This is a genomic window from Halanaerobium congolense, from assembly GCF_004366375.1.
Classification (GTDB): domain Bacteria; phylum Bacillota; class Halanaerobiia; order Halanaerobiales; family Halanaerobiaceae; genus Halanaerobium; species Halanaerobium congolense.
Map to the genome: position 1 here is coordinate 24,300 of NZ_SOEF01000034.1, position 6,201 is coordinate 30,500.

At 34.2% G+C, this 6,201-nt stretch carries 7 protein-coding genes and 1 pseudogene; all 8 read left to right on the forward strand.

From position 1 onward, the window contains the following. Positions 1–10: 10 nt before the first annotated feature. On the forward strand, positions 11–1,018 hold the full coding sequence (fliM, locus tag C7954_RS11170; RefSeq protein WP_134060021.1) for a flagellar motor switch protein FliM: 1,008 nt from the start codon (positions 11–13) through the stop codon (positions 1,016–1,018). Further along, complete coding sequence (fliY, locus tag C7954_RS11175) at positions 1,008–2,222, forward strand: flagellar motor switch phosphatase FliY (protein WP_133505466.1); 1,215 nt, start codon at positions 1,008–1,010, stop codon at positions 2,220–2,222. The genes fliM and fliY overlap by 11 nt, the downstream gene beginning before the upstream one ends. Before the next feature lie 15 nt (positions 2,223–2,237). Then, positions 2,238–2,630 carry a FliO/MopB family protein gene (locus C7954_RS11180; RefSeq protein WP_089716290.1) on the forward strand — a complete coding sequence of 131 codons (393 nt, stop codon included), beginning with the start codon at positions 2,238–2,240 and terminating at the stop codon, positions 2,628–2,630. Continuing rightward, on the forward strand, positions 2,623–3,396 hold the full coding sequence (fliP, locus tag C7954_RS11185; protein ID WP_089716289.1) for a flagellar type III secretion system pore protein FliP: 774 nt from the start codon (positions 2,623–2,625) through the stop codon (positions 3,394–3,396). Before C7954_RS11180 ends, fliP begins: the two co-directional genes overlap by 8 nt. A 24-nt stretch (positions 3,397–3,420) precedes the next feature. Next, the gene (gene fliQ, locus C7954_RS11190; RefSeq protein WP_089716288.1) at positions 3,421–3,693 is read left to right on the forward strand and encodes a flagellar biosynthesis protein FliQ; all 273 of its coding nucleotides are present in this window, start codon (positions 3,421–3,423) and stop codon (positions 3,691–3,693) included. Between the two features lie 6 nt (positions 3,694–3,699). After that, on the forward strand, positions 3,700–4,485 hold the full coding sequence (fliR, locus tag C7954_RS11195) for a flagellar biosynthetic protein FliR (protein WP_089716287.1): 786 nt from the start codon (positions 3,700–3,702) through the stop codon (positions 4,483–4,485). Positions 4,486–4,503: 18 nt separating this feature from the next. After that, complete coding sequence (gene flhB, locus C7954_RS11200; protein WP_089716286.1) at positions 4,504–5,568, forward strand: flagellar biosynthesis protein FlhB; 1,065 nt, start codon at positions 4,504–4,506, stop codon at positions 5,566–5,568. Between the two features lie 105 nt (positions 5,569–5,673). After that, positions 5,674–6,111, forward strand: a pseudogene (locus C7954_RS11205) (FHIPEP family type III secretion protein); the annotation flags it as partial. Positions 6,112–6,201: the final 90 nt, after the last annotated feature.

Genomic DNA, 6,201 nt, shown 5'->3' on the forward strand with positions numbered 1-6,201 from the left:
AGGAATTAAGATGGCTGATGTATTAAATCAAAATGAAATTGATTCACTTCTTTCTGCAATAAGCAGTGGTAGTATCGATGTAGAAGAGGCTAAAGAGCAATCAGATGAAAAAAAGATAAAAGAATATGATTTTAAACGACCGGATAAGCTCTCAAAAGAGCAGATACGGACTTTGGAAATGATTCATGATAATCTTTCTCGAATTTTTACCACAACTCTTTCTACAAAACTAAGAAGTATGGTCAACTTTGAAGTGGTTTCAATTGAGCAGCTTGCTTATTCGGAGTTTATTAACTCACTACCTGAGCCAACAATTATAAGCATTAACAAACTTGAACCATTAAGCGGACAGTTTATTTTTGAAATTAATCCGGAAATAGGATTTGGAATTATAGATAGATTATTTGGTGGTTTTGGTAAGCCGATTTCTGATATTCGTTCTTTTACTGATATTGAGAGAGTTGTACTGCGCCGAGTTATGAATTGGCTTTTGGTTGATTTCAAAGAGGCCTGGAGTAATATTGAAGAACTGGAGCCTGAATTATTAGAATTAGAATCCAATCCGAATTTTATCCAGGTTGTACCAGATAGTGATATGACAATTATTATCACTTTGGCTGCTAAAATCGGAAATACAGAAGGATTAATAAATATTTGTTTACCGTATATTGTTTTAGAACCAATAGTTAAAAACTTAAATGCTCAGTACTGGTTTTCAAGTACTAGAGAAAAGCAGACAGCTGAACATATTGCTCAACTTAAAGAGCGTTTAAATGATGCTTTAGTTGAGGTAGAAGCAGAACTGGGAAGTACTCAGCTAACAGTAGAAGATTTTCTATATCTACGTCCGGGCGATGTAATTAGACTGGATAAAAAGGTAGAAGAAAATGCTGAACTCAAAATTGGTAATAATCATAAATATCAGGCAGTTGTTGGAAGTAAAAACCGTCATAAAGCAATACAAATTGTTGGAGTAGCAGAAAACTTATTTGAGGAGAGTGGAGTCAATGACGAATGATGGTAATTTTTTATCACAGGAAGAAATAGATGCACTAATGAACGGTCAGGATGATGAAAATAATGAAACTGAAGCTAAAGCGTTTGAATTAACTCCTGATGAGATTGATGTAATAGGAGAAGTAAATAATATTGCAATGGGTTCCTCTGCTACAGCACTCTCCACACTGTTGGATCAAAAGGTAGATATAACAACACCTGAAGTTGAATTAATGTCTTTTCAGAAATTAATTGAGGATTATGATCGACCCTGTGTTTTGGTAAAGGTTGAATATGTCGAGGGAATTGAAGGCTTAAGTATTCTTGTTTTGAATACTGAAGATGCAGCTGTAATTGCAGATTTAATGATGGGTGGAGATGGACTGGACGGACTGGAAAGAGAAATGTTAAATGAAATTTCAATTAGTGCAGTTGGAGAAGCAATGAACCAGATGATGGGGGCTGCTTCTACTGCAATGTCCAATATTTTAGATAGGTTAGTCAATATTTCTCCTCCTGAAGCAGAATTTATTAATCTAGATGATGTAATGGAAGACGGAAGAGATTGGTTTGATCCTAAAGAAGAAATAGTTGTAACTTCATTTAATTTAAAGATTGGAGATTTAATTGATAGTACATTTAAACAACTTTCTTCTTATAATTTTGTTAAGAATTTGGCTGAATCTTTACTTACCGGCCAAACGGGTTTAATGGATAACAGTACTGATGACAGTGAAGAAGCTGTGCCGACATCTGCTCTGGAATCGGAATCTGAGCCGACAAAAGAAAAGGCTGCCCCTAAAACTGCCCCTAAAACTGAATCTGCCTCCAAAAACAAGGTAAAAGCAGATGCTAACAGTGGTGGCAAGCAGAGACGAACCAGTTCGCGAAATATTTCTCCAGAAGAAAAGGTCGATGTTCATTCGGCTCAATTCCCGGAATTTAGTGAATATGAAACCCAGCCTCTACCAAATAATATGGAACTGATAAAAGATGTTCCTTTAGAAGTAACTGTAAGACTTGGTAAAACTGTAATGAAAATTAGAGATATTTTAGAATTAGGAGATGGTTCGATTATTGAACTTGATAAGCTTGCCGGAGAGCCGGTAGATCTCTTAGTTAATGGGAAATTGGTTGCTAAAGGTGAGGTAGTAGTAATTGATGAAAACTTTGGCTTTAGAGTTAAAGACATTGTTAGTCCGACTGAACGTTTAAAAACCCTTTAACCTGGTGGTGTAAAGATGAATTATATGTGGGAAACATTCAAGATGGCATTTTATTTGATTTTAGTAATTGGTTTTATTTTTGCCACCTATTATTTTATAAAAAAGCGTTTTAACTTCAGTTCAACTAAAGAATTGAAATTAATTGATAGTCTACGTCTTTTTAATGGTGAGACTATCTATTTAGTCAAAGTTTATAATGATATTGTAATGCTTGGTGGAAGTAAGGAAGAGTTGAATTTTTTGAAAAGTTGGCCAGTCTCAGAAATTGATTTTGATTTAAATGAGTTGGAAGAAAATCAGGCAGCTAAAGTTGATTTTAAAGAGAAGTTAAAAAAAATAATTAATCAGAATAAAAATTCTCTAAAAAATAAGCAAAATCAGAATTCCGACAGTGATCAAGATGAATAAGTCTTTAATTTTAACTGTTTTTATTATATTATTAATTTTTAGTCCAATTTTCACTGCAGCAGTTTCTGCTCAGAATTTTAATATACCTGATATTTCCTTTGAAATTTCAAATAACGATGCTCAAAATAATGAAGGGGAAGATTTAGTTTTATCTTTGAGAATACTGCTTTTATTAACAGTACTCTCACTTGCTCCCGCAATTATAGTCTTATTTACATCTTTTACCAGGATTATTATAGTTTTTTCTATTTTAAAAAGAGCTCTATCATTAAATAATATGCCACCAAATCAAGTTCTGATTGGGATAGCAATCTTTTTAACAATTTTTATAATGGCTCCGGTGCTGCAGGGGATTAATCAGGATGCTCTTCAGCCTTATTTAAATGAAGAAATCAGTCTGGAAAATGCTTATGAAAATACAATAACTCCAATCAGAAGTTTTATGTTTAAACAGGTAGATGAACGCTCTCTCAGCCTTTTTGCTGAGATGGCTGAGATTGACCGACCGGAAAGTCGGCAGGATCTGCCCACATATGTATTGATACCTGCATTTTTAATTAATGAAATCAAAATTGCTTTTCAAATTGGATTTTTACTCTATATACCATTTTTGATGATCGATATGATAGTTGCCAGTATTTTAATGTCAATGGGAATGATGATGCTGCCTCCAGTTATTATTTCACTTCCTTTTAAAATTTTATTATTTGTACTGGCAGACGGCTGGCATCTTTTAATTGGATCTTTAGTTGAAACTTTTAATTAAATTTAATTTACAGGGGTGGAAAAAATGGGAGAAGCAGTAGTTCTAGATATAGGTAGAGAATCTTTATATACAGTGATCTTGGTAATTATGCCTGTCTTAGGAGCTGGGTTAATTACTGGTCTTTTAGTGGCTATTTTTCAAGCTACAACTCAGATCCAGGAGCAGACTTTAGCTTTTGTGCCTAAAATATTTGCGGTTTTAGCATCTATCGGCTTTTTTGGTCCCTGGATAATGACCACAGTTGTTGAGTTTGTGCAGGAACTACTGCAGAATATTCCCCTTTATTTAGGCCGGTGATAATTCTTGCCAGAAGATATTTTAATTAATGAAAACATATTTTTATTTGCTCTTATTTTCAGCCGCTATTTAGGAATTTTCTTTTTAACTCCTATTTTTAGTAGCCAGGTAATTTTCTTCCAGGCCAAAATTTTAGTTGCTTTAAGTTTAACTGTAATCACAGTGCCGGTAGTAATTAATTCTTTTCAACCTATTTATCCTACGAATAATCTACTTGTTTTAGTAAAAATCATGAGTGAATTAAGTGTAGGGCTATTTATGGGGCTTGCAGTCTTTTTAGTTTTTTCTGCAGTTCAGCTGGGGGGACAGATAATTGATATGCGGATGGGGTTTAGAATTGCCAACGTAGTTGACCCTTTCAGCGGTATTAACTCTCCTGTTATCGGTCAGTATAAAAATATACTTTTGACTCTAATTTTTTTAGCAGTTGACGGCCACCTTTATTTAATCAAACATTTGAATAATTCCTTTAAAATTATTCCTCCAGGTGAGGTTAATTTTAATTCTCAAATCTGGATTTACTTTTTCCGGAGAAGTGCTGATATGTTTCTTTTAGCACTGAAGGTTGCAATGCCGATAGCCGGAGCAATATTTTTACTCGATGTAATACTTGCTTTTTTAGCTCGTTCAGTCCCCCAGATGAATCTTTTTATTGTTGGATTGCCGATTAAAATTTTAGCCGGGCTGCTCTTGTTATTTGTTTTGATACCTGTTTTAAACAATTTTTATTCTGAAATTATTTTTGATGTTATTAACGAAATACCTCATTTATTTCGATTGCTAAGTCCCTAAAGTGAAAGGGGTGGAATTATGGCTGATGGTGGAACTGGAGAAAAAACGGAGGAGGCTACTCCTCGGCGGAAAAAAGAAGCCCGCGAAAAAGGTAATGTAGCTAAAGGTAAAGAAATAAGCCAGGCTTTTACCTTACTGGCAAGTTTTCTCATGTTGTACTTTTTAATGCAGCAGATGATCTTTACTGTTATCAGAGAATTTAGATTTTATTTTAGTGAACTGATCATTTCTCCTTTCAGTATTAACAATGCCTATAATATTTTAATGGCTGCTTTTAGCAAAACTGTAAGGATCATCGCTCCCATAATGATTGTTTCTGCAGCTGCAGGAGTTTTAGTTAATTTTTTGCAGATAGGTCCCTTATTTACCAGTAAGCCGTTAGTGCCTGATTTCAAAAAAATAGACCCGATTAAAGGTGCCAAAAATCTTTTTTCACTCAAATCATTGATGGAATTATTTAAATCACTTTTTAAATTATTTGTTATAGCTGCAATTGCCTATAATATTTTATCACAGAATATTGATATTTTTGAAAGAAGTATTCATCAGGATTTAACACAGTCAATAGTTGTTTTAAGTTCTCTAATTAGCCAGATTGCCTTTTCGATAATTGCGGCTCTGATAATTCTGGGGATCATTGACCTTCTTTATCAGCGCTGGCAGCACAATAAAGATCTTAAGATGTCTAAATATGAGGTTAAACAGGAAAGAAAAGAGATGGAAGGTGACCCGATGATCAACCAGCAGCGTAAACAGCGTCAGCGGGAGATTAGTATGAACAGAATGATGTCTTCTGTTAAAGATGCAGATGTTGTAATCACCAACCCAACTCATATTGCTGTGGCCTTAAAATATGATTTAGATGAAATGGATGCACCTGAGATTATTGCTAAGGGTGAGGGCTTTGTTGCCCAAAAGATAAAGGAAAAGGCAAGAGAGGCTGAGGTTGAAATTGTAGAGAATAAACCACTGGCTCGCTCTCTAAATTCGATGACCGAAATTGGAGATCAAGTTCCGGTAGAGCTTTATCAGGCTGTTGCCGAAATTTTAGCTAGGATATTTAAGGAAAACAAGAAATATTAAATTTTGTTTTAAAGTTTTGAAGAAAGTTTTGGAGGTAAATAATTAGTGGATAACAGTTTAGTTTTTTCGAAAATAACTAAAAATACAGATGTAGTATTTGCTTTAATGGTAGTAAGTATAATTGTGATGTTTATTATACCTCTGCCAACTATGCTGCTTGATATGCTGCTGGCTGCTAATATTACTTTTGCAATGGTAATTATCCTGGTCAGTATTTATACAACAGAACCGCTTGATCTTTCGGTATTTCCATCGCTGCTTTTATTTGCAACTTTATTTAGATTGGGGTTAAATATTTCGACTACCCGATTGATTTTGGGACAGGGTTATGCTGGAGAAATTATAATGAGTTTTGGTGACTTTGTTGTTGGTGGAAATTATGTTGTCGGGTTAATAATCTTTTTAATTATAGTTGTTATTCAGTTTGTTGTAATTACCAAAGGTGCAGAAAGAGTTGCTGAGGTAGCAGCTAGATTTACCCTTGACGCGATGCCCGGGAAACAGATGAGTATTGATGCAGATTTAAATGCGGGTGTTATCACTAGCATTGCATAAAAATATTTAAGCATTGTCAAATTTAAGTTATTGAGAACATATACTATCTACAGAATATTCAGTCACTACCTTATCCTT